This is a genomic window from Kribbella catacumbae DSM 19601 (assembly GCF_000372465.1).
Classification (GTDB): domain Bacteria; phylum Actinomycetota; class Actinomycetes; order Propionibacteriales; family Kribbellaceae; genus Kribbella; species Kribbella catacumbae.
Window position 1 is genome coordinate 62,030 of sequence record NZ_AQUZ01000011.1, and the last position, 20,418, is coordinate 82,447.

Genomic DNA, 20,418 nt, shown 5'->3' on the forward strand with positions numbered 1-20,418 from the left:
TCACTCGCCTCCGATCAGGGACTCGTACGCCGTGGCGTCCAGCAGTTCGCCCGGTCCGGTGACCTTCAGCCGGAACAGCCAGCCGGACTGGAAGGGGTCGGTGTTCAGTACGCCGGGCTCGGCCGCGACCGCGTCGTTGATCTCGACGACCTCGCCGTCGACCGGGGCGAACAGGTCGCTGACGGACTTGGTCGATTCGATCTCACCGCAGGACTCGCCGGCGGTGACGACGGTGCCGGTCGCGGGCAGGTCGACGTACACGACGTCCCCGAGCGCATCGGCGGCGAACGCGGTGATGCCGACGGTGGCGATGTCGCCGTCGAAGTCGAGCCACTCGTGCTCGGCGGTGTACTTGAGGTGGGCAGGCACGGACATGGAAGCTCCTGATGTGGTCATTGGGCGCGGCGGTAGAACGGGGGAGTGACGACCTCGACGTCGTCATGGGTGCCGCGGATGTCGACTTGCAGTCGCGTCCCCGGCTGCTCGAAACCGACGTTGACGTAGGCCATCGCGATGGGATGGCCAAGCGTCGGTGAGGGCGCGCCACTGGTCACGCTTCCGATTGCCGCGCCGGTCTTGGGATCCAGGACCGAGTAGCCGCTGCGGGGTGAGCGGCGGCCGGACGACACCAGTCCGACCAGCAGGCGCCGGGGGCCTTCGTCTCGGCGTACGGCGAGTGCTTGGTCGCCGACGAAGGCGGTTTCCTTGCCGAAAGCAACAACTCGGCCCAGGCCGGCTTCGAACGGCGTCACGTCACGACTGAGTTCGTGGCCGTACAGCGGCATGCCCGCCTCCAGTCGCAGCGTGTCGCGACACGCCAGCCCGGCCGGTACCAGGCCGTGCGGCTCGCCGACGCGGAGCAGTTCGGTCCAGAGGTGCTCCGCGTCCTCGGGACGGCTGTAGACCTCGAAACCGTCCTCGCCGGTGTATCCGGTGCGGGCGAGCAGCACGTCGCTCCCGGCGAGGGTGGCCTCGGCGATCGCGTAGTACTTGAGTTCAGCGATATCTGCGTCGGTCAGCTCCGACACGATGGCCGCCGCGGCAGGACCCTGCACTGCAATCAAGGCCCAGTCACGAGAGGCATCGCGCAGCCGGGTGTCGTAGCCGGTCATGCGCTGCTGAAGAGCTTCGAGTACGACGTCCACGTTGCTCGCGTTGGCGACGACCAGGAACCGTTCCTCGGCGAGCCGGTAAACGACCAGGTCGTCGAGGATGCCGCCGTTGGGGTCGCACAGCATGGAGTACCGCGCCCGGCCGACCCCGATCTTCGACGGGTGACCGACCAGGCTGTGGTCGAGCGCGAGCCCGGCCTGCGGACCGGTCAGCTCGAGCTCGCCCATGTGCGACAGGTCGAACAGGCCAGCAGCCGTGCGGACGGCGGTGTGTTCGGCGATGTCGGACGAGTAGCGCACCGGCATGGACCAGCCGGCGAAGTCGGTGAAGGAGGCGCCGAGGAGTTGGTGTTCGGCGTACAGCGGAGTGTGCTGGGACGGATCGCGCGACGTCGTCATGAGTGGGAGGCTCCCTGGATCAAGCACCGCAAAGCGGTGCCACGGCTGGGTGACCTCCCCGCTCTGTCATCGGTACCTGAGAGCTTCACCGCCTGATGGGCGGCTTGCACCGTGGGCGCAGGACCAGGGTCCTGACTTTCCAGAGTTCGCCTCACCGGGACGGTAAATGGGCCTGAGAGATTCTGGGGAGAGTTGCTCCTTCGGCGTCTCGCCATGGTGGGCGAGAGCTCTCCCGCCCCGATTCGAGCGGCGCGATATTCACTTGGGCCGCCGACTCTAGGTCGAACCGCGGCATGGGGTCAATCCGGACCGGTGAGCTGTCACCCTGCGAGGCTGGCTGAGGCGTTCTAGGGGTGAGGAAGGGATGCCGATGAGAGTTGTAGACCCCGTGGGCGACGATTTCGACGCCTTCGTCAGGGCTCGATGGACGGCCACGGCGCGCTCACCCTGGATCACCAGAAGGCCGAGGACCTGGCGCAGGAGGCGTTCACCAAGCTCTGGTTCCAGTGGCGCAAGGTTCGTGGCGAGAGTCCGGAGGGATACCTGCGCAGGATCGTTACGACGGTGTTCCTGTCCGGTGCCCGGCGCCGATGGTCCGCGGAGCGGCCGACGGACCGGCCGCCCGACAGCGCCGTCGATCCGGCGACCGGCCAGGTGGACGACCGGATCGCGCTTCGTCAGGCGATGGCCCGGTTGAGCCCACGGCAACGAGCCGCCGTCTACCTGCGGTACTTCGAGGACCTGCCCGAACGGACCGTCGCCGAGTTGCTCGGCTGCTCGGTCGGCAGCGTCAAGCAGCACGTCCGGCGGGGACTCGACGCTCTTCGGCAGGACATCGACTTCGCCACCCCCGAGCGGCTGGCCTCCGTGGCCGGAAGAGAGATCGCATGACCGACCAGTTGAAGGACAAATTCGCAGTACTGACCGACGCCCGGCCCGAGCCGCCTGATCCGGCGATTCCGGTACGGCGGTCGATCGCGCGGCGCCGTCGCCGGCGTCAGGGCACTGCCGTGGCTCTGTGCGCCGCGGCGACTGCCGCAGCCGTGATCAGCATTCCGGCCCTTGGCTCATTGCGATCGAGCCACGAAGAGCCGGGCGTCGCGGGCTTCGGAGCCCCGACCACCTCGGCCGCGCCCGAGAGCCCGCGCGTACCAGAGAGCCCACGCGTCCCGACGAAGACCGCACCTGCCGCGGGTGACCACCATCGAGTCCTGCCGGCGCCCTGGTCGGCGGAGGTCTTCACCAAGATGCCGGACGCCAACGGATACAACCCCAAGGCGTACTACGTCGCCAAGGGAACAATCTCGACCGAGAGCTGGGCGGTGCTGGTCTACTCCAGGGAAGGCTGCCTAGTCACCGACGAGGGTCCGGCCAACAGCTTCGGCCGCCCGCTGATCTGCTTCGACCCACCGTCCAACGGCAAGTACTGGGTGGTCCAGGGCTATGCCAAAGAGAAGGACAGCCCCAAGATCGACGCCACCTTGGTCATGGGCTCGGCCCCGATCGACGCCCGCGCAGTACGGGTGACGGCCGGCGGCAAGACCTACACCGCTCCCGCCGTCGCCACCCCGGCCACCGACACCCTGCGGTTCTTCGCACTCGTGATCCCCAAGCGCAACCTCAAGGTCACCGCCGTAGATCCACTGAATACGGCCGGTAAGGTGATCGGCCGGTGACCTGGCTACCGGCGAGCTTGGGTACGCACTGGTGACGGTGCCTGTCGGGCGGCGTTCCGGACGCCGCCAGGGGCGAAGTACATCTCGCTGCGCGCCACCGTGTCGGGAGCCGACGGCACCACCACGGATCAGACCATCATCCACGCGTACGGCATCCGGTAGGCGACGCCCCAGTTGGCCCCGACCAGACGCGGTCGGGGCCAGCTGGCTGGGTCAGCGGGTGGTCTTCCTCAGCTTGTTGTACTCCTGCTGGGTCATTTCGCGCAGGTCCTCGGCTGCGGTCGCGGTCTTGGCCTGTTGGCTGCCGCCGCCGACGTCTCCACCGCCGAAGCGGATCGAGGCCCAGTTGTTCTGCGCGGTCAGTGTCCGGGTCAGGTTGTCGTCGTTGACGTCCGCGGACGTGGTGTCCACGGTGTCGCCGTCACAGTTCCAGTCGATGCCGCCGTTGGCCGCGCCGGAGGTCCGCGTCGTACCGTTCGGGCACTTCCACTTCGTCTTCCAGGTCGAGGCCGTGCTGGTGTTCAGGCCCACGGACTCGCGCAGGCTCGCTTCGTTCAGCGCGGGCGGCGTGAAGCTCGAGTAGCTGAACCAGCTGCTGCCGCTGGTCCGCGGTACGCCGTCGAACTGGAAGAAGTAGTTCATCACGCTGAGGTAGTTGGGCTTGTAGTTGACGTGGTCGGCGCCACCGTGGGTGAGGCCGAGGTCGTGACCGAGTTCGTGGATGAAGGTGCCCACGTTCCTGTTCTCGGTGACGGTCCAGTTGCACTTCGGGCCCATCGTGACGATGAAGGTGTCGTTCGGGATCGCGAAGGCGTTGCCACTGCTGCAGGTGTTGTTGTAGTCGTCGGCCCAGAGCATGTAGTGGAAGACGGCCTTGCGGGCCGAGGCGAAGTGGGTGCTCTTGATCGCGTCGGTCTGCTGTTCGGCGGGCTGCAGGTTGCTGTCGTACGGCACCTGGTTGCCGCCGCCGAGGTTGTGCGCCGCACCGGCGGCCGGCCCGCCGTCGAGGTGCAGCCGGATCCCGGTAGTGCCGTCCGGGTTGCTGACGGGTGCGGACGCGAACACCTGCACGATCCGGTCGAACGCGGCCGTCGTCGCCAGCCGGCCGCTCATGTAGTCCATCTCGACGAACAGGTCCTTCTTGTTCGGCGTCGCGCCGTACGCGGGCAGGTTGACGTCGATGTCGCCGTCACCGTCGGCGTCATAACCGTTGGTCTCCCAGGCATCAGGCAGCGAGTCACCATCCGTGTCGGTGGCCAGAGCGGCTGCCGGGGCGGCGACCGGAGCGGCCGCTCGCTCGTCGGGCGCAACCGCCGCAACAGCGCCACCGGCTGCTGCAGCGGTCAATACAAGCGAGGACAACGTGGCCAGTACTACGGGGCGGGGGCGGAATCTCATCGCTTCTCCTCAGCGGGGGCGGGACGTCTGCACACAATGCAGCGGGCCCCATACCGAAGGCAATGACCGATCATGGATGCTAGGGGATTCCTGCATCCTTGATGTATCTGGGACCCGGTCAGCGCAGGTCGTCGGACAGGGACTGGGCTGCTTGGGTGAGGAGGGGGACCGCGTGCTGGAGGAGGTCCTCGGTCATCCGGCCGGCGGGGCCTGAGATCGACATCGCCAGGCGGGACGGGACATCCGGTACCGGTACTGCGACGCAGCGGACTCCCAGCTCCTGCTCGCCTTCGTCGGTGGCGTAGCCGAGCTTTTGGGCCTTGTGGAGTTGGGTTGTGAACTCTTCCACGGTGGTGATGGTCGTCTCGGTGTGCTTGGGCATGCCGGTGCGTTGGAGGAGTTCGCGTACTTCGGTCTCGGGCAGCTGGGAGAGGATCGCCTTGCCGACGGCGGTGCAGTGGGGGAGCACCCGCCGGCCGACCTCGGTGAACATGCGCATCGAGTGCCGCGACTGGACCTGCGCGAGGTACACGATCTGGTCGCCGTCGAGCATCGCCATGTTGGCCGATTCGCCGAACTCGTCGACCAGGCGGGCCAGGTGCGGGCGGGCCCAGACGCTGAGCATGTGCGAGGACGTCTCGCCGAGGCGGATCAGCTTCGGGCCGAGGACGTATTGCCGGGACGGCTCCTGGCGAACGTACCCGAGGTCGACCAGCGTGCGGACGAGGCGGTGGATCGTCGGCAGCGGGAGCCCGGAGGCGGTGGCCAGCTGAGAGAGGCCCATCATGCCGCCGGCATCGGCCATCATCTCGAGTAGGCCGAAAGCGCGCTCGATGGACTGCACGCTCCCGGAACGGCTCTTGGTGCCCGTCTCTTCTGTCACTTCGCGGTCCCACCCTCCTGGAGTCTTCCGGATCCCGGAAGTTTAGCGCCAGCTGCCGGAAAGTCTGCACCTTGCTACTTCCGCAGTGCAGATATTAGTATCCACAATACGAAATCTTTGAGGATTGAGGTGCGCGGACGTGGAAGATGCACTCCTGGCTGAGCTGGATCGACGGCTGGCTGAGGCCGACGCGGCGCTCACTGCGCTGTACCCGGGTGATCGCGGGGTGCGGCAGCCGGTTCATACCGTCTATGTACCTGCTGACCGGTTCGAGGCCGGCACGGTTGCCGCGTGGGCGGAGGAGGCTCGGGCCGCGCTCGGCGAGCACGGCGGGTCGGCGGAGGTGCTGGCCGAGGCGCTGGAGTTGCCGGCTGGGCACGCTGTCGAGGTCTATGAGCGGGTACGCGCCAAGCTGGAGCGGGAGCCGATCGAGGATCTGCGCATCGACTTCGAGGACGGCTACGGGACTCGGCCTGATGAGCAGGAGGATGCCGCTGCGGTTGGCGCGGCGCGGGCGTTGGCCTCGCTCGTCAAGGCCGGTGCTGCGCCGCCGTACCACGGTCTGCGGATCAAGTCGCTGGAGGCGCCGAGCCGTCGGCGCGGGGTGCGGACGCTCGACTTGTTCATCGGCGAGTTCGCCGGGGCGTTGACGGATGGGTTCGTGATCACGCTCGCGAAGGTCACTTCGGTGGAGCAGATCGAGGCGATGGTTGTTGTGCTGGAGGCGCTGGAGCGTGCTCATGCGGTGCCGTCGGGGTCGCTGAAGTTCGAGATCCAGGTGGAGACGCCGCAGGCGATTCTCGGTCCGGATGGCGATGCTCCGCTGGGTCGGATGATCAGAGCGGGCGCTGGACGGGTCACGGGGTTGCACTACGGCACCTATGACTACTCGGCTTCGCTGGGGATCGCGGCGGCGTACCAGAGCATGGAGCATCCGGTCGCCGACCACGCCAAGAACGTGATGCAGTTGGCGGCGGCGGGCACGGGGGTGTTCGTCTGCGACGGGTCGACCAACGTCTTGCCGGTAGGCGATCGGGAGCAGGTGCACGCTGCTTGGCGGTTGCACCAGCGGCTTGTACGCCGCTCGCTCGAGCGCGGCATCTACCAGGGCTGGGACATGCACCCGGCGCAACTGCCAACCCGCTACGTCGCGACGTACCTCTTCTACCGCGAGGGCCTGAAGACAGCGGCTGCCCGCCTACGCGCGTACGTCGAAGGAGGCAACTCCGGCTACCTCGACGAACCCGCCACCGCCGCCGCACTAGCCACCTACGTCCTACGCGGCACCGAATGCGGCGCCATCGACACCGCAGAACTAGACCACCTGCTAGGCGTAGACACCCCAACGCTGGCAACCCTGGCCCGCCGCCCCCTCAGGCCCTAGCTCCGGAGAGCCGCCGCTCCGGTCTGCCCGACAGCGCCCTATCCAACCAATAGCCCCCTACAGTGCCTGTTGCGAATTGGCTCGGCAGCGGCCGATTGTGTACCGACCGACAGGAAGTAGTCGACCGTTCGGCCGCGCGCCACGCTCACGCAGGCCGCGGCCGGCCGCAGAACCGGCACTACTTCCTGTCGGTCGGGACACAACGCGAACCCCAGACCCATTTCCCAACAGGCTCGGCAAGACGCCATCGGCAACAAAACCAGCCATCGGCCCCGCAACCTGACGTGCACGACGTGCATGCGTGACTTCCCGGCCCGCCTGCCCCGGCCAGCCGGCCCGCCTGCCCGCCTGGCCCCGCTGGCCCCGCTGGTTCGGGTGGCTCGGCTGGCTCGGCTGGCTCGGCTGGCTCGGGTGGCTCGGCAGGGCCGAGTACGCGGGTGCGTAGCCCTCTGGGCCGATTCATCCACCACACCGCTGACCGCGGCCCTGGCCGGCTTCTTCGTCAGCAAGGGCCGCGAGCCCACCACTGGTGGGCTTGGCTGGCGGGGTCGAAGGGTCGGCGACGGCGAGCCCCCTGGGTACAACGCCGGGGGTCCGGACACCCACGCGTACCCATCTCTGGCCGGCAAGCCTTTCCCCCGGCGTGTCGCGGCATCGGCGCCGGGTCCTGCGTGCGCAGCCGTCCGCGCCTTCCCCTTCCGTGCGCCTGCCTGCCTGCCTGCCTGCCGGTTGGCCTCGGCACCTGCGTCTTCGGTGCCTGGACTGACCGGGCTTACCCGTACTGCGGAGAGGTTCGCGTCACGGTGCGGGGTTCGCCGTGCTCGGGTGGGGTTCGGGTCGCGGGGTGGGGGTTCGCCGTGCTCCGGTGGGGTTGGCGTCGCGGGGTGGGGGGTTCGCCGTGCTCCGGTGGGGTTGGCGTCGCGGGGTGGGGGGTTCGCCGTGCTCCGGTGGGGTTCGCGTCGCGGGGTGGGGGGTTCGCCGTAGTCCGGAGGGTTCGCCTCGCGGGGTGGGGTTCGCCCCTTGCTCTACCAGGGGGTGATGCCCGCTTGGCGGGGTGGAGCACACCGATTCGGCGATGGATCCGGTGGGCAGCGGGCCGCTGGGTGAGGTGTCACCGGCCTGGGGGCGCAAGTCGCGGACCGCCAGCACTATCGAAGCCGTCCTCAACACCTCGACACGCCGGGGGAAAGCGTTTGCGGGTCAGGTTCGGTAGTGGTGGCGGTCCGTGGGCTCGACTAGGTTGCCCTGGTTAGCAGGTTGTGGTGGAGGGTGTTGACCTGGGTGGCCACGGTGGGTTCGTCGATGGTGACGACGGTGTCGTGTTCTACGACGGGGCGGCCGTTGACTAGCAGGAGCTCTAGTGGGGGTGGGGAGCCTAGGACCAGGGCGGCGACGGGGTCGGTGATGCCTGCGTGGGCGAGGGTGTCCAGGCGCCAGACGGCTAGGTCGGCTAGTTTGCCGGGTTCCAGGGAGCCGATTTCGTCTGACCGACCTAGGATGCGGGCGCCTTCGAGGGTTGCCAGTTCCAGGGCGGTGCGGACGTCGAGTGCTTGTGGGCCGCCTCGGGCGCGGGCGAAGAGCAGAGCGTTGCGGAGCTCTTCGATGAGGCTGCCGGATTCGTTGCTGGCGGCACCATCTACGCCGAGGCCGACCGGACAGCCGGCAGCCCGCAGATCGGCGACGCGCGCGATGCCGGCCCCGAGCCGAGCGTTGGAGCTGGGGCAATGCGCGATCCCGGTGGCCGAGTCGCCCAGCCGCTTGATCTCCGCGTCATCGAAGTGGATGCCGTGCGCGAACCAAACATCCGGCCCGGTCCAACCAAGCTCCGCGGCGTACTCGGATGGAGTACAGCCGAATCTCTCGTTGCACCAGTCGCCCTCGTCAGTCGTCTCGGCCAGGTGCGTGTGCAGCCGAACGCCTTTGCGGCGCGCGAGTTCCGCCGCCTCGCGCATCAGCTCACCGGTGACGCTGAACGGCGAACACGGCGCGACCACCATCCGCAGCATCGAGTCCGGCGCGGGATCGTGCCAGCGGTCGATCGCCGCCTCCGTCGCGAGCAGGATCTCGTCCCGGTCCTCGACCACGGAGTCGGGTGGCAGTCCGCCGTCCTTCTCACTCAGATCCATCGACCCCCGCGCCGGGTGGAACCGCAGCCCCACCTCGGCGGCGGCCGAGATCTCAGCTTCGAGTACGTCGCCACCATGGCGCGGAAAGATGTAGTGGTGATCAGCCGCCGTCGTGCAGCCGGTTCGCGCGAGCCGGGCCAGTGCGCCCTTCGCGGCGACGTGTACGGACTCCTCGTCGATCCCAGCCCAGATCGGGTAGAGCGTGGTCAGCCAGCCGAACAGGTTCGCATCGGCGGCCAGTCCACGCGTCACCCACTGGTACAGATGCTGATGCGTGTTGACGAAGCCGGGCGTGACGAGACAGCCGCGCCCGTCGATCACCCGCGCTCCGTCGTACGCCGGTGCGGGCCCCGCCCCGACCGCGACAATTCGATTGCCATCAGCAACTACATGGCCGGTGGTGAGCTCGCGCCGGTCGCGGTCGAGGGTGACGACGGCGGCGCCGTCGATGACGATCAACAGAAGCCCGGTACTGCGTGCCAGGCGGAACCCGCGTCGCTGGCGTCGTCGCGCACCACGGTCGCCTCGATCAGCCCGTACGGCCGGTCGGCGGCGATGAACACCTCGCCCGGGTTCTCCACTTCGAAGGGGCTCAGGTCGACCAGGAAGTGGTGCTTGTTGGGTGCCGAGAACTTGATCTCCGCGACCTCGGGGTGCCGTTCGAGGACGGCCTCGCCCATCCCGTACAGGGTCTGCTGCAGTGCGAGGCTGTGGATCTTCGCGAACTGCTCGAGCAGGAGGCCCTTGATCTCGTCGTACGACTTGTCCCAGTCGACGTCGGTGTGGTCGTAGCGCCAGCGGGCGACCAGCGAGGTCGCGAGAATGCGGTCGTCGGTCTCCTTCAGGGTCGTGTACTTGTCCTTGAGGAAGCCGTGGAACTCCGAGCCGGTCGACTTGAGCACGGTGAGGTCGCGGATACCGGAGACGACGTACGCCTTACGGTCGGTACCGCGGCCTTCGACGTTGACGACCGTCGTCCGCAGGCCACTGCCGCTGCGGACGAAGGAGTGGTCGTGGCCGGCGCCGTCGACGGAGATCCGCTCCCACGGGTACTCCTCGATCTCTACCCGGGCGCCGTCGGCGGCGGGGGTGGCGTCGAGGAAGTGGTCGCCGAGGGTCAGTGCGAAGTCCTCGATCGCGCCGATGCCCTTCTCCTTGGCGAAGGCGAAGGCGGTGTTCTTCTGGGTGTCGGTGGGCAGTACTTCGGACTGGTCGCCGGTCGTGTGCGCGTTCTCGAACCGGCCGCGCAGGGCGGAGGAGACGTTGAGGTCGCGGATCTGGTGGCGAGGAGTGTCTCGGTAGATGCGGACGACACGGCTCTCGGCCTTGCCGTACTGATTGGCTCCCAGGTGGATCGCCATCGGATCAGCTCCCTCGATAGGTGGAAAAGGCGAACGGGCTGAGCAGCAGTGGGACGTGATAGTGCCGCTCGTCGGTGATCGTGAAGGTCACGGTGACCTCGGGGAAGAACATGTCCTGCTTGGTGGAGGCGCCATAGGCCGCGGTGTCGAACCGAAGCTGATAGGTGCCGGGCTCGAGCTTGTCGGTGGTGAAGCTTGCGATGCGCCCGTCCTCGTCGGTGGTACCACTTCCGAGAGTCTCAGTGAGGCTGGAGAGGCGGACCGGGACGCCTTGGGCGGGGTGGCCGAGGGTGGTGTCTAGGACGTGGGTGCTGAGGGTGCTCATGCGGGGATCTCCTTGCTGAGCGGGAGGATCTTGCTGAGGCGGAGGAGGGTGATTTTGCGGAGTTCCTCCTGTACTACGGCCGCCTCGGTGCTGTCGTCGTTCGTCAGGCGATGGCGCAGGCTGGTGAGCATCTCGTCGGCTGAGAGGCCGGTTGCGCAAATCAGGAAGACCCTCCCGAAGCGCTGTTCGTACTCGCGGTTGCCGGCCATCAGTGCCGCGCGGACCTCCGGGTCGTCGCCGACTCCCGACTGTTCCTTGCGCGACCACGCAGCTTCGGTGCTGTTGCCGCCCACGCGGTCGCCGATCCGAGGGTGGGCCGCGAGTGCCTGGCCAACCTCATCGCCGGAAAGGTCTCGCGTAGCCTGGTCAGCAACCTCCGTGAGCGCGGCCGCATCGGCGTACGGGCGGCCGGCGAGGACGCTGTCGACCCAGCGCGGCACGTCGCAGCAGGCAGCCAGTGCGGGACGCAGCCGGTCGGCCGGCGCAGAGTTGAAGTCCTGCAGCTTCATCGGGTTGGTCGCGGGGAAGCCCCGTTGTTCAGGGTGGGGAGAAACCGCGACTGCCTCCCTTCGGAGATCGGGGATTGTCGGTCCCGGCTGATTGAGTAGGCGGTATGTCCAGGTTCCGGATGTACCCGACTCCCTCGCAGCAGGCTGCGTTGCTGGAGCAGTGCGGGCATGCCCGATACCTGTGGAACCTTGCTCTTGAGCAGTGGTCGATGTGGACCCGAGACAAAGGCGCAACTCCTGGGTACCTCGAGCAGGCACGGCAACTGACCGAGGCCCGGGCCATGTTCGGCTGGCTGCGGGCCGGATCGCAGACCGTCCAGCAACAGGCGCTGCGAGACTTCGACCAAGCCGTCAAGAACTTCTACGCAGGCACCCACCGGCGGCCGACATGGCGCAGGGCCGGGCTGCACGAAGGGTTCCGCATCGTCGGTTCCCAGGCGTCCCGGATAGTGAGGCTGAACCGGAAGTGGGCGGCGGCCAACGTGCCGAAGGTCGGCTGGGTGCGGTTTCGGCTGTCTCGTGCTGTTCCGGATGCCAAGTCGTACCGTGTCACCCGTGACCGGGTGGGTCGCTGGCACCTCGCGTTCGCCGTCATCCCGCCGCCGATCCCCGCGCCGGGTACGGGTGAGGTCGTCGGCGTGGACCGCGGCATCACCGTCTCGGCGGCCCTGTCCACCGGCGAACTCCTGTCGTGTCCCGGTCTGTCGGCCCGCGAGCGGGAACGGCTCAAGCACCTGCAACGCCGACTGGCCCGCTGCCGCCGCGGCTCCAACCGCCGCCGGCGGGTGAAGGCCGCTATCGCGAAGCTGTCTGCGCGGGCCGGTGACCGCCGTAAGGACTGGGTGGAGAAGACCAGCACCGACCTGGCCCGTCGGTTCGACGTCATCCGCGTGGAAGACCTGCGCATCGCCCAGATGACCCGGCGACCAAGGCCGAAACCCGACCCGGACCGACCGGGTAGGTACTTGCCGAACCGTCGCCGGGCCAAAGCCGGACTCAACCGGGGCATCCTGGCCAACGGCTGGGGCGCCCTGGTGACCTGTTCGGAGCACAAGGCTGCGGGCAGGGTCGAGAAAGTGAACCCGGCGTACACATCGCAGACCTGTAGCGTCTGCAGGCATTGCGTACCGGAGAACCGCGAGAGCCAAGCGGTGTTCCGGTGCGTAGCCTGCGGACATCAGGCCAACGCTGACGTGAACATCGCGGCCGGACGGGCCGTCAGCGCACGCCGAGAGACGCCGGTACGGGTCTCGCCGAAGCGTGAACCTCAACACGCTACCTCCACGTAGTAGTTGGAATCCCCGTGCATCAGTGGCGGGGAGGACGTCAACCCACCTCCAGGGAGGAGTCGTCCAACAGTTGGCCATCGATCCAGACGGCGCGGATGTCAGCAGGCGTACCGAGCGTGAAGACCCGCGCCAAAACTTCCTCGTAGTCGTCGGCGTGCGCGACCCCGACCGCCAGCGGCGAACCATCAGCCGGCCGCAGCAGCTGAGCATCGAATCGCTTACCAACGCTCAAGTCACCGACCTGATCGGCCAAGCCCAACGCCTCAGCACCAGCAGTCGTTGCCAACCGCAACAGATGCGCGGACGTCAGCGGATGACCATGATCACCCATCAACTGCTGGCAGAAGTACGCCTGCAACCCCTCTTTCAGCAGCGAGAAACCAGTACCAGCGCCAACATCCGACCCAAGCGCGACCCGTACGCCGTGATCGAGATGCCGCCCGAGCGGGAAGAGCCCGCTCCCCAAGGCGGCGTTGCTCGTCGGGCAGTGGGCAACCGTCGCGCCGGCGTCGCCGAGCACCTTGAGCTCAACATCGGTCGGATGCACGTTGTGCGCGAGCACGCTCCGATGGTCAACCAGCCCGTGCTTCTCGTACGTGCTCACATAGTCACTCCCACCGAAAAGCTCAGCCACCGTGGCGATCTCGGCCTCGTTCTCATTGAGGTGCGAGGTGAACAACGCCCCCGGGATCTCCTCCAGCACGTTGTGGCAGGTGGCGAGGAGCTCGTCCGTGCAGGAGAGCGAGAAGCGCGGCGTAACGGCGTACCGGTTGCGGCCGACGCCGTGCCAACGCGACGCCAGGGCGAGCGATTCGGTGTAGGCCCGCTCCGGTGTTGTGAGCAGATCGTCCCGCAGGATCCGGTCGCTCACGACCAGCCCGCTGGTGATTCGCAATCCGACCCGCGACGCAGCCGTGAACAGCGTGTCGACGGCCTCGGCGAAGTGCGCGCCGAAGACCAACGCGCTCGTAGTACCCGCGGCGGCGAGGCCTCGCACGAACTCGTCGGCAACGCTGGAGGCGTACGCCGGATCGGCCATCCGGGCTTCCTCAGGCAGCGCGTACTTGTCGAGCCACTCCAGCAGCGGCATCCCCATGCCGCCGACCGCCCGGATCTGCGGGAAATGAACATGCGTGTCCACGAACCCAGGAAGTACCAGGCCGCCGGTCAGGTCGACGACCCGCTCGGCCGGATGGGCGTTGCGCAGTTCCGAGTAGGTCCCGCGAGCCGTGATCACCCCGTCCTCGACGAGCAGTGCTGCGTCGGTGGCGACCCGCAGGGTGCCACCGGTGAACGGGTTGTCCGGTGTGTCGAGGAACGTGCCTCGGAAGAGCGTCATGCTTTTGCCTCACGGTGAACCGGCGCGGAGTTGCGCTCGGCAACAAACTTTTGGAGCAGCCAGGCGGCCACGCTGACCGCGATGGTGGCGGGCTCCTTGCCGGGCAGATCAGACAGCCCGATGGGGGTGGTGATCGTGGCGATCGCCTCGGCCGAGTTGCCGTCCTCGGCCAGCTTCTGGCGGAATCGCGCCCACTTAGCGCGGGACCCGATCAGCCCGATCGTCGCCAGTTGCCCATTGCGCAGGGCGGCGTCGCAGAGGGCGGCGTCCTCCGCGTGGTCGTGCGTCATCACCAGCGCGTGCGTGCCCGGCGGCAGCTCGCCGACCACCAGTTCCGGCAACACCGGGACGTGGTGGACATGCACTCCGGCCACGGCATCGTCGAGAACAGCCAGCCGCGACGGCACGAGCTGCTCGGGCCGCGAGTCGATCAGGTGCAGTTCCAGATCGTGCCGGGCGAGGATCCGGGCCAGTTCGAGCCCCACGTGGCCAACCCCGAAGATCGCGACGGCCGGAACCACCGGCAACGGCTCCAGCAACAACTTCACCTCACCACCACAGCACTGAACAGCCTGCTGGTACGGCGCTTTGTCCGACAGCGCGAACTCCAGTACTTCGGGTTCGACAGCCCCATCCGCAAGCAGAGCACGCGCGCGGTCGATGGCGACCGCCTCCAAGTTGCCTCCGCCAACGGTCGCCCAGATGCGATCCTCCGACACCACCATCTTGGTGCCGGCCTCCCGCGGTGCATGCCCACGAACGGACATCACAGTGACCAGTACTCCGGGCCTGCGTTGCTCCCGCAGGCTCCCAACTGCTCGCATCCACTCCATCTCACTCACACTCCACTCAAAACACCTGAGCGGGCCGTCTCGAGCGCCCAATAGACAGCCTCGGGCGTAGCAGGCGAGGCCAGCTCCACACTCGTCCCCGCAGGCCCGAACGCCGCCGCAGCCTGCCGCAACGCCTCCCGTACGGAGAAGGCCAGCATCAACGGCGGCTCCCCGACTGCCTTCGAACCGTAGACGGCTCCGTCCTCATGAGCCTTCTCCAGCAGCCGGACGTTGAAGACCTCCGGCATCTCCGAGAAGCTCGGCAGCTTGTACGTGCTGGCCGCCTGCGTCGCGAGCCGGCCGCGGTTGGGTCCGTCGCTCTCGTCCCAGCGAAGATCCTCCAGCGTCAACCAGCCGGCGCCCTGGACGAAGCCGCCCTCGATCTGGCCGATGTCGATCAGCGGGCTGAGGCTGTCGCCCACGTCGTGGACGATGTCGACCCGGCGCAGCGTGTAGCTGCCGGTGAATCCATCGACCTCGACCTCGGACGCCGCCACGCCGTACGCGAAGTACTTGAAGGGCTCGCCGCGCATGACGGTGGGATCCCAGTGCAGTCCTTCAGTGCGGTAGAAGCCGGCCGCCCACAGCTGGACCCGCTGGTGGTAGGCGATATTGATGAGCTCTTCCCAGGTCAGGCTCTCGCCGTCGAAGGTCAGCCCGTGCACCTGGCCGTCCACGATTCGTACGTCGTGCGGGCTGATGCCGAGCTTGCCGCCGGCAACTTGTTCGAGGCGCCCACGGATCTGCTCGCACGCGTTCTTGATCGCCGCGCCGTTCAGGTCGGCGCCGGAGCTCGCCGCGGTGGCCGAGGTGTTGGGCACCTTGTCGGTGCGAGTCGGCGCAAGCCGCACGCGAGCCAGCGGAAGGCCCAGCGACGTGGCCGCCACCTGCAACATCTTGGTGTGCAGGCCCTGCCCCATCTCGGTGCCGCCGTGGTTGATCAGGACCGAGCCGTCCTTGTAGACGTGCACCAGGGCGCCGGCCTGGTTGAACGCGGTGAGGTTGAACGAGATGCCGAACTTCACCGGCGTCATCGCCACCGCGCGCTTCGTGTTCGCGTGGGTGGCGTTGAACTGCTCGATTTCCGTCTTCCGCCGCTCGATGTCAGCAGCCGCGAGCACCTCACTCCAGCACGCCTCCAGCCGCTCGGCATGCCGGACCGGCATCCCGTACGGCGTACTGTGCTGCGGCTGGTAGAGATTGCGCCGCCGCAGCTCCATCGCGTCGTACCCGAGCAGCGGTGCGCATCGCCCGAGCAGATCCTCCACTACGAGCATGCCCTGGGGCCCGCCGAAGCCACGGAAGGCCGTCTGGGACGTCTTGTTCGTCTTGGCGATCCGGCCGTCGACGCGGACGTTGGGAATCCAGTAACTGTTGTCGACGTGGCACATCGCGCGAGCCAGCACAGGCTCGGACAAATCGAGACTCCAGCCGCCGTCGGACGTGAGGGTGGCATCGAGAGCGACCAGGTGCCCGTCGTCGTCGAAGCCCGCCCGCCACTCGGTGTGGAAGCCGTGACGCTTGCCGGACATCGTGATGTCCTGAGTGCGGTTGAGCCGCAGCCGCACCGGCCGGCCAGTAAGCGTCGCGCCGAGAGCAGCGATGGCGGCGAACCCGTGCGGCTGCATCTCCTTGCCACCAAAGGCGCCTCCCATCCGCAAGCACTGCACGGTCACCGCGTGGCTGGCCACGCCGAGCACGTGCGCGACGATCTCCTGCGTCTCCGACGGATGCTGCGTGCTGCTCTGCACGAAGATCTGGCCGCCCTCGTCGACCAGGGCGAGCGAAGCATGCGTCTCCAGGTAGAAGTGCTCCTGGCCCGCGAACTCGAACTCGCCCTGGAACACATGCGGCGCCGCAGCCAAGGCCGCCTCGACGTCACCGCTCGCCAAGTGCCGCCCAGTTCCCTGGAAGTTGCCCGCGGCAATCGCCTCGCGGACGGTCACCAGCGAGGGCAGCTGCTCGTACTCGACCTCCACAGCCAGGGCGCCAAGCCGAGCAGCCTCCAGCGTATCCCCGAGCACCCAGCAGATGGCATGCCCATGGAACATCGCCTCGGAAGGGAAGAGCGGCTCGTCGTGCTTCACCCCGGCGTCGTTGACCCCCGGCACATCGTCGGCGGTCAGAACTCGGACAACCCCCGGTACGTCGTACGCCGGCTTCACCCGCAGCGAGGTGATCAGCGCATGAGCGTACGGCGACTGAACCGGCCAGGCATGCAGGACGTCGCGCGTGCGCCCGACGAGGTCGTCGGTATAAAGCGCCTCGCCGGTGACATGCAACGCCGCGCTCTCGTGCGGCAACGGCAGGCCGACCACGGCGTGCTGAGGTCGTTGGGACAACGCGCTCATGCGGGAACCCCCTCAGCTGCGAGGTGCTGGGCATAGAAGCGGAGTAGCGACTGGCCGAGCATCGCCGAGCGGTACGACGCGCTGGCGCGGTGATCGTCCATCGGGGTTCCTTCGGCAGCCAGTACTGCGGCCGCTTCGCGGACGGTCTGCTCGGTCCATGGTCGGCCGATCAATGCGTCCTCGGTCGCCCGCGCGCGCAGTGGCGTGGCAGCCACGCCACCGAGCCCGATCCGGGCTTGGGCGACGACACCGTCCACGATGTCGACGGCATAGCCGACCGCAACGCTCGAGATGTCATCGAAGCGCCGCTTGGCGATCTTGTGGAAGGCGGTGAGCGGCGCGAGCGGCAGCGGCACCACGATGGCCCGAATCAGCTCGTCCGCGGCCTTCAACGTCTCCCGGTACCCCGTGAAGTAGTCGGCGAGAGCCACCATGCGTTCCCCACGGCGCGATGCCAGCACGAGCGAGGCGTCAAGGGCCAGCAGCGCAGGCGGCGTATCGCCGATCGGCGAACCGGTGCCGAGGTTGCCACCGATCGTTGCGCCGTTGCGGATCAGCCGCGAGGCGAACTGCGGGAACATCTGCGCCAGCAGCGGCACCCGTCCAGCGAGCAACCGCTCGATCTCGCTCAACGTCAGCGCAGCACCGATCCGGACCTCATCGGGCCCGAAGGTGAACTCCCGCAGCTCGTCCAGCCGGTCGATGGCAATAACCAGCGGAGCCCGTTCGCCGCGCAGGTTCACCTCGACCCCGGCGTCGGTCGACCCTGCCACGAGCCTGGCGTCGGGCCGGTCGGCCAGCACCTGGAGCACTTCATCCAGCCCGGCCGGCCTGAGGAACTCCGACCCGTCGACCTCCAACCGAGTCGCCGCCGGCGGAGGCGGTGGGCTGGATCTCCGTGCCGCGAGCGAGTCCTCCACTGACGGATCGCCCAGTGCGTACGCCGCGTCCCGGATCGGGCGATATCCCGTGCAGCGGCAGAGGTTCCCGCTGAGCGCGTGGAGGTCGAAACCGTTGGGACCGTGCTCGTGGTCGCAGGGGCCGTCAGCGGGCGCAGTACGGTCGGAGCGGTAGTACTCCGCGGCCATGCTGCAGACGAAGCCCGGAGTACAGAAGCCACATTGCGATCCGCCTCGGACGGCCATCTCCTGCTGCACCGGATGCAGGGCGTCCGGCGAGCCCAGACCTTCCGCGGTGATGATCTCCTGGCCGTCGAGCGAGGCCGCCGGCAACAAACAGGCGTTGACCGCGACCCACTCGGTCGCGCTGTCGATCCCAGGGCGGGCGACGAGCACGGAGCAGGCGCCGCACTCGCCTTCGGCGCAACCCTCCTTCGCACCCGTCAGGCCTCGGTCGCGGAGCCAGTCCAGCATTGTGGTGTGGACCGGTACGCCGGTGAGGGGGGCGTCTTTGCCGTTCACCTTGATCGTCGTCATGGTCTGCTGCTCCAGCGGGTTCGTGCGCTGTGGATGGGGTTCGCGTCCTGCAGGAAGTCGTCGAACCGGTACCCAGCGATCTTCGCGATCTCCAGCAGGGCGGCGGCGTGTTCCTGGTTCTCGCAGTTGCCCAGCCGGACCCGGCCCTGCTCGACGATCCGGTCGAAGGACTCGGCGTCCCTCACCGATATAACGAGTGGGAAGCCGAAGCGATCCCGGTACCGCGCGGTGATCGCCGCCAGTTCGTCCCGATCCGGCTCGGCCAGGAAGGTCAGTCCCCGCGCCGACTGGTCGCGAAGGGAGGCCTCACCGCTGAGGCCGTCGGCCACCAACTGCGAGCCGAGCTGCGGGTAGGACTCGATCAGTTCGCGCTGCTTCTCCGGCGAGCCGGAGAAGAGTGCCTCCTGGAACGAGCGGCGCAGTGCGTGGGTGTCCGCGAACGGCCGCATCTCCCAGGCGCGCTCCACCGCCCAGGTCGGTCCCTGGAACAGCTCGCCGAAGGTCTGCACGAACTCGTCACGGGTCATCTCGTTCACCTGGTCCAACCGTACTGTGCCGGTGCCGTTCGGCTGGCCGGCGACCGCGGGACCGAAGTCCTTGCCCACGTGGTGGAACAGGATGTTGAGGCCGATCGCGGTGAGGCTGCCGAGGGTGATGCCGCTGCCGAAGATGATCTCGGCCCAGTCCGGTACCGCCTGGGCGACCTGCGGTTGCGCGGTGACGTACATGGCCAGGCCGACGCTGGTCGCCACGATGACCACGTTGCGGTGGTCGTGGAAGTCGACCTTGGCCAGGGTCTGGAAGCCGACGACCGCGACGGTGGCGAACATCGCCAGCGCGGCACCGCCCAGGACCGGATGCGGGATGCCGGCCACGATCGCGCCCGCCTTGGGCACCAGGCCGAGCAGGATCATGATCGCCCCGGCCGCCGCGACCACCCAGCGGCTCTTGACCCGGGTGAGCCGGACCAGGCCGACGTTCTCGGCGAAGCAGGTGTAGGGGAAGGAGTTGAAGACGCCACCGATGGTGGTGGCCAGGCCGTCCGCCCGCAGCGCTCGGGCGATGTCTTCGCGGCCGATGCGCTTCTCCACGATCTCGCCGGTCGCGAACACGTCGCCGGTGGTTTCCACCGCCGTAATCAGCATGACCACGATCATCGAGATGATGGCGGCGACGGAGAACTGCGGCCAGCCGAAGTGGAACGGCGTGGTCACGCCGACCCAGCCCGAGCCGCTGACAGCGTCGAAGTGCGCGTCACCGAAGGCCCAGGCGACCAGCGTGCCGACGACCAGGCCGGCCAGTACTGCGATCGTCGCCATGAAGCCCTTGAAGACCCGCTGGATCAGCACGATCAGGGCGAGCGTTCCGAGCGCGTAGGCCAGGTTCTTGCCGCTGGTCGGGTCCGAGGTGGGACCGGCGCCGCCAGTCGCGTCCCCGGCGGCGACCGGCAGCAGCGCCATGCCGATGATCGTGATGACCGAACCGGTGACGACGGGTGGGAAGAAGCGGATCAGCTTGCTGAAGAACGGGGCGATCAGGAAGGTGGCCAGCCCGGCTACCAGGACGGCGCCGTAGATCACCAGCAGACCGTCGGTCCCACCTCCCGCGGCCATGCCGATCGCGATCATCGGCGAGACCGCCGTGAAGGTGACGCCCTGCAGCAGCGGCAGCCGGACGCCGACCTTCCAGAAGCCGACCGACTGGATGATCGAGGCGATGCCACAGGTGAAGAGGTCGGCGTTGATCAGGTGCACGAGCTGCTCGGTACTCAGCCCGATCGAGTTCGCCAGCAGGATCGGTACGATCACCGCACCGGCGTAGAAGGCCAGGACGTGCTGCGTGCCGTAGACGGCAAGCCGTCCCGGGGACAACAGCTCGTCGACAGGATGACGGTTGGCGCGGCTTGCCTTCATCGTGAACCTTCCAAGGGGTCGCGGCGGATCTGACCTGCACGACAGCTTGGGCTCAGGAAGGGACCGATTGCACCCGAGAAACCT

18 protein-coding genes and 2 riboswitches are annotated in these 20,418 nt (G+C 67.9%); of the genes, 5 read left to right on the plus strand and 13 right to left on the minus strand.

All coding sequences use genetic code 11. The features are described 5' to 3' along the window. A complete protein-coding gene (gene gcvH / locus A3ES_RS0113920) occupies nt 1–375 on the minus strand; it encodes a glycine cleavage system protein GcvH (RefSeq protein WP_020387437.1) in 375 nt (124 codons plus the stop codon). A 17-nt stretch (nt 376–392) separates the two neighbouring features. Beyond that, nucleotides 393–1,511: a glycine cleavage system aminomethyltransferase GcvT gene (gene gcvT, locus A3ES_RS0113925; protein WP_020387438.1), complete on the minus strand. Its 1,119-nt coding sequence runs from the start codon at nt 1,509–1,511 to the stop codon at nt 393–395. 53 nt (nt 1,512–1,564) lie between these two features. Continuing rightward, a riboswitch (glycine riboswitch) is annotated at nt 1,565–1,660 on the minus strand. 1 nt (nt 1,661) lies between these two features. Next, nucleotides 1,662–1,756: riboswitch (glycine riboswitch) on the minus strand. A gap of 178 nt (nt 1,757–1,934) precedes the next feature. Here gcvT and A3ES_RS47150 point away from each other — a divergent pair. Continuing rightward, nucleotides 1,935–2,402, plus strand: coding sequence for a SigE family RNA polymerase sigma factor (locus A3ES_RS47150; RefSeq protein WP_020387439.1), 468 nt, complete (start codon nt 1,935–1,937; stop codon nt 2,400–2,402). Continuing rightward, nucleotides 2,399–3,187: a hypothetical protein gene (locus tag A3ES_RS0113935; RefSeq protein ID WP_020387440.1), complete on the plus strand. Its 789-nt coding sequence runs from the start codon at nt 2,399–2,401 to the stop codon at nt 3,185–3,187. The genes A3ES_RS47150 and A3ES_RS0113935 overlap by 4 nt, the downstream gene beginning before the upstream one ends. Before the next feature lie 213 nt (nt 3,188–3,400). Here A3ES_RS0113935 and A3ES_RS0113940 read toward each other — a convergent pair whose 3' ends face one another. After that, nucleotides 3,401–4,585 (minus strand): zinc metalloprotease, encoded by a 1,185-nt coding sequence (locus tag A3ES_RS0113940; protein WP_020387441.1) that lies wholly within the window; start codon nt 4,583–4,585, stop codon nt 3,401–3,403. A gap of 118 nt (nt 4,586–4,703) precedes the next feature. Next, nucleotides 4,704–5,468 carry an IclR family transcriptional regulator gene (locus tag A3ES_RS0113945; RefSeq protein ID WP_020387442.1) on the minus strand — a complete coding sequence of 255 codons (765 nt, stop codon included), beginning with the start codon at nt 5,466–5,468 and terminating at the stop codon, nt 4,704–4,706. Between the two features lie 139 nt (nt 5,469–5,607). Here A3ES_RS0113945 and A3ES_RS0113950 point away from each other — a divergent pair, with 139 nt between their 5' ends. Both A3ES_RS0113950 and A3ES_RS53990 read left to right on the plus strand, forming a co-directional pair. Then, entirely contained in the window at nt 5,608–6,852 is a 1,245-nt protein-coding gene (locus A3ES_RS0113950; protein WP_020387443.1) for a DUF6986 family protein, read from the plus strand. A 301-nt stretch (nt 6,853–7,153) separates the two neighbouring features. Beyond that, entirely contained in the window at nt 7,154–7,297 is a 144-nt protein-coding gene (locus tag A3ES_RS53990; protein WP_157630503.1) for a hypothetical protein, read from the plus strand. Between the two features lie 790 nt (nt 7,298–8,087). Here A3ES_RS53990 and A3ES_RS0113955 read toward each other — a convergent pair. From A3ES_RS0113955 to uraD (A3ES_RS0113970), 4 genes are read right to left on the minus strand one after another with little or no spacing between them, the layout of a single operon-like run. Beyond that, a complete protein-coding gene (locus A3ES_RS0113955; RefSeq protein ID WP_020387444.1) occupies nt 8,088–9,437 on the minus strand; it encodes an 8-oxoguanine deaminase in 1,350 nt (449 codons plus the stop codon). Further along, the gene (gene pucL, locus A3ES_RS0113960) at nt 9,434–10,339 is read right to left on the minus strand and encodes a factor-independent urate hydroxylase (RefSeq protein WP_020387445.1); all 906 of its coding nucleotides are present in this window, start codon (nt 10,337–10,339) and stop codon (nt 9,434–9,436) included. The genes A3ES_RS0113955 and pucL overlap by 4 nt, the downstream gene beginning before the upstream one ends. Nucleotides 10,340–10,343: 4 nt before the next feature. After that, a complete protein-coding gene (uraH, locus tag A3ES_RS0113965) occupies nt 10,344–10,664 on the minus strand; it encodes a hydroxyisourate hydrolase (RefSeq protein ID WP_020387446.1) in 321 nt (106 codons plus the stop codon). Further along, nucleotides 10,661–11,173, minus strand: coding sequence for a 2-oxo-4-hydroxy-4-carboxy-5-ureidoimidazoline decarboxylase (gene uraD / locus A3ES_RS0113970; RefSeq protein WP_020387447.1), 513 nt, complete (start codon nt 11,171–11,173; stop codon nt 10,661–10,663). The genes uraH and uraD (A3ES_RS0113970) overlap by 4 nt, the downstream gene beginning before the upstream one ends. Before the next feature lie 104 nt (nt 11,174–11,277). Here uraD (A3ES_RS0113970) and A3ES_RS0113975 point away from each other — a divergent pair, with 104 nt between their 5' ends. Then, nucleotides 11,278–12,462 (plus strand): RNA-guided endonuclease InsQ/TnpB family protein, encoded by a 1,185-nt coding sequence (locus tag A3ES_RS0113975; RefSeq protein ID WP_020387448.1) that lies wholly within the window; start codon nt 11,278–11,280, stop codon nt 12,460–12,462. Nucleotides 12,463–12,499: 37 nt separating this feature from the next. Here A3ES_RS0113975 and guaD read toward each other — a convergent pair whose 3' ends face one another. The 5 genes from guaD to uraD (A3ES_RS0114000) are packed head-to-tail and all read right to left on the minus strand — an operon-like array spanning nt 12,500 to nt 20,334. After that, nucleotides 12,500–13,801: a guanine deaminase gene (gene guaD / locus A3ES_RS0113980; RefSeq protein WP_020387449.1), complete on the minus strand. Its 1,302-nt coding sequence runs from the start codon at nt 13,799–13,801 to the stop codon at nt 12,500–12,502. Continuing rightward, a complete protein-coding gene (gene xdhC / locus A3ES_RS0113985; RefSeq protein WP_237744950.1) occupies nt 13,798–14,625 on the minus strand; it encodes a xanthine dehydrogenase accessory protein XdhC in 828 nt (275 codons plus the stop codon). The genes guaD and xdhC overlap by 4 nt, the downstream gene beginning before the upstream one ends. Before the next feature lie 14 nt (nt 14,626–14,639). Further along, on the minus strand, nt 14,640–16,985 hold the full coding sequence (gene xdhB / locus A3ES_RS47155; RefSeq protein WP_040454663.1) for a xanthine dehydrogenase molybdopterin binding subunit: 2,346 nt from the start codon (nt 16,983–16,985) through the stop codon (nt 14,640–14,642). After that, complete coding sequence (locus A3ES_RS0113995; RefSeq protein ID WP_020387452.1) at nt 16,982–18,421, minus strand: xanthine dehydrogenase small subunit; 1,440 nt, start codon at nt 18,419–18,421, stop codon at nt 16,982–16,984. Before A3ES_RS0113995 ends, xdhB begins: the two co-directional genes overlap by 4 nt. Then, complete coding sequence (gene uraD, locus A3ES_RS0114000; RefSeq protein WP_020387453.1) at nt 18,418–20,334, minus strand: 2-oxo-4-hydroxy-4-carboxy-5-ureidoimidazoline decarboxylase; 1,917 nt, start codon at nt 20,332–20,334, stop codon at nt 18,418–18,420. The genes A3ES_RS0113995 and uraD (A3ES_RS0114000) overlap by 4 nt, the downstream gene beginning before the upstream one ends. Nucleotides 20,335–20,418 lie beyond the last annotated feature (84 nt).

What these genes read in the sequence shown, in the direction of transcription:
- gcvH (WP_020387437.1), bottom strand. Translation starts at nt 375, where the DNA reads ATGTCCGTGCCTGCCCACCTCAAGTACACCGCCGAGCACGAGTGGCTC.
- gcvT (WP_020387438.1), bottom strand. Translation starts at nt 1,511, where the DNA reads ATGACGACGTCGCGCGATCCGTCCCAGCACACTCCGCTGTACGCCGAA.
- A3ES_RS47150 (WP_020387439.1), top strand. Translation starts at nt 1,935, where the DNA reads ATGGACGGCCACGGCGCGCTCACCCTGGATCACCAGAAGGCCGAGGAC.
- A3ES_RS0113935 (WP_020387440.1), top strand. Translation starts at nt 2,399, where the DNA reads ATGACCGACCAGTTGAAGGACAAATTCGCAGTACTGACCGACGCCCGG.
- A3ES_RS0113940 (WP_020387441.1), bottom strand. Translation starts at nt 4,585, where the DNA reads ATGAGATTCCGCCCCCGCCCCGTAGTACTGGCCACGTTGTCCTCGCTT.
- pucL (WP_020387445.1), bottom strand. Translation starts at nt 10,339, where the DNA reads ATGGCGATCCACCTGGGAGCCAATCAGTACGGCAAGGCCGAGAGCCGT.
- uraH (WP_020387446.1), bottom strand. Translation starts at nt 10,664, where the DNA reads ATGAGCACCCTCAGCACCCACGTCCTAGACACCACCCTCGGCCACCCC.
- uraD (WP_020387447.1), bottom strand. Translation starts at nt 11,173, where the DNA reads ATGAAGCTGCAGGACTTCAACTCTGCGCCGGCCGACCGGCTGCGTCCC.
- A3ES_RS0113975 (WP_020387448.1), top strand. Translation starts at nt 11,278, where the DNA reads ATGTCCAGGTTCCGGATGTACCCGACTCCCTCGCAGCAGGCTGCGTTG.
- guaD (WP_020387449.1), bottom strand. Translation starts at nt 13,801, where the DNA reads ATGACGCTCTTCCGAGGCACGTTCCTCGACACACCGGACAACCCGTTC.
- xdhC (WP_237744950.1), bottom strand. Translation starts at nt 14,625, where the DNA reads ATGCGAGCAGTTGGGAGCCTGCGGGAGCAACGCAGGCCCGGAGTACTG.
- xdhB (WP_040454663.1), bottom strand. Translation starts at nt 16,985, where the DNA reads ATGAGCGCGTTGTCCCAACGACCTCAGCACGCCGTGGTCGGCCTGCCG.
- A3ES_RS0113995 (WP_020387452.1), bottom strand. Translation starts at nt 18,421, where the DNA reads ATGACGACGATCAAGGTGAACGGCAAAGACGCCCCCCTCACCGGCGTA.
- uraD (WP_020387453.1), bottom strand. Translation starts at nt 20,334, where the DNA reads ATGAAGGCAAGCCGCGCCAACCGTCATCCTGTCGACGAGCTGTTGTCC.